At 40.0% G+C, this 1,798-nt stretch carries 1 pseudogene; it reads left to right on the top strand.

From position 1 onward, the window contains the following. A pseudogene (locus tag B5V81_RS08530) lies at window positions 1–1,798 on the top strand (hypothetical protein); the annotation flags it as partial.

The raw sequence follows: 1,798 nt of genomic DNA, 5'->3' as shown, positions 1-1,798 counted from the left end.
GCAAAGGCCTTTGTAGCACAACATGGAGATGAAAAGACGAATAGCAAGATTACGTCACTTGCCAATGGCGACATTAATTCTAGCTCAAGTGATGCTATAGCGGGTAATCAGCTTCATGCTCTGGGAAGCAGTGTTGCAAAATCCTTAGGTGGCGGAGCTGGTTATGAGAATGGCGTATGGACAGGTCCAAGCTTCAAGTTTAATACAGTTAAGGATGATGGGAGTGAAACTGAAGAGCAATACGAGAATGTTTCTGATGCGTTTGCAGGAGTTGGTAATTCTATCACGAATGTTAAGAATGAGATCACCAAACAGATTAACAATGAAATAGCCAATGTGAAGGGTGATAGCCTTGTTCAGAAAGAGGCAGACACAAATCGGATCACGATTGGTGCAAAAGTAGAAGGCAGTGAAATCAATATTGCCAACCGCCATGGAGCTGATAGAACTCTTTCAGGGGTTAAAGAAGCAACGAACGACAATGAAGCAGTTAACAAAGGCCAACTTGATAAAAGTTTGAAGGATCTTTCTAAGGATCTTCAATCAGATGATTCAGCGGTTGTTCATTATGATAAAAAAGATGATGAAAGTGGCGCCGTTAATTATGCAAGTGTAACTTTTGGAAAAGGTAAAAATTCTGCCCCAGTAGCACTTCATAATGTTGCTGATGGTAATATCGCCAAGGGTTCACGTGATGCGATCAATGGTGAACAGATTAATACCATTGGTGAGGATATTGCTAAGTTTTTAGGTGGTGGTGCAGCATTTAGTGGTGGAGCTTTTACACAGCCAATCTATCAGTTATCTCAGGTCGATAAAAAAGGTGAGGTTACGGATAAGTCCTTTAGCGATGTTGGCTTAGCTTTTTCTGGTCTTGATGATAATATCAAGAATGTCAATCAGCGCATTAAAGAAGTTTCAGAAGGCGTTGCACAGGATTCTTTAAATTGGAATGAAGAAGCAAAGGCCTTTGTAGCACAACATGGAGATGAAAAGACGAATAGCAAGATTACGTCACTTGCCAATGGCGACATTAATTCTAGCTCAAGTGATGCTATAGCGGGTAATCAGCTTCATGCTCTGGGAAGCAGTGTTGCAAAATCCTTAGGTGGCGGAGCTGGTTATGAGAATGGCCAATGGACTAATCCAACTTTCAAGTTTAATACAGTTAAGGATGATGGTAAATCTGAAGAGCAAGAATATCAGAATGTTTCTGATGCGTTTGCTGGAGTTGGTAGTTCTTTCACGAATATCAAAAATGAAATAACCAATCAGATTAATCATCTTCAGTCAGATGATTCAGCGGTTGTTCATTATGATAAAAAAGGAAAAGATGAAATTGATTACACGAGTGTAACTTTTGGTAAGGGTAAGGCTTCTTCCCCTGTAGGTCTTCACAATGTTGCTAATGGTCAGATTTCTGAGAATTCACATGATGCTGTTACGGGTGGACAGCTTAATACAATTGGCAGTGATGTCGCTAAGTTTTTAGGTGGTAGTTCAACATTTAATAACGGGGCATTTACAGGTCCAACCTATGAATTATCTTCAATTTCTGAAGAAGGAACGGTTACGGACAAGTCCTTTAGCGATGTTGGCTTAGCTTTTTCTGGTCTTGATGATAATATCAAGAATGTCAATCAGCGCATTAAAGAAGTTTCAGAAGGCGTTGCACAGGATTCTTTAAATTGGAATGAAGAAGCAAAGGCCTTTGTAGCACAACATGGAGATGAAAAGACGAATAGCAAGATTACGTCACTTGCCAATGGCGACATTAATTCTAGCTCAAGTGATGCTA

It is taken from the genome of Bartonella queenslandensis (genome assembly GCF_018155095.1).
Classification (GTDB): Bacteria; Pseudomonadota; Alphaproteobacteria; order Rhizobiales; family Rhizobiaceae; genus Bartonella; species Bartonella queenslandensis_B.
The sequence above is the reverse complement of the archived record's forward strand: the minus strand, read 5'-3'. Positions and strand labels throughout refer to the sequence as shown.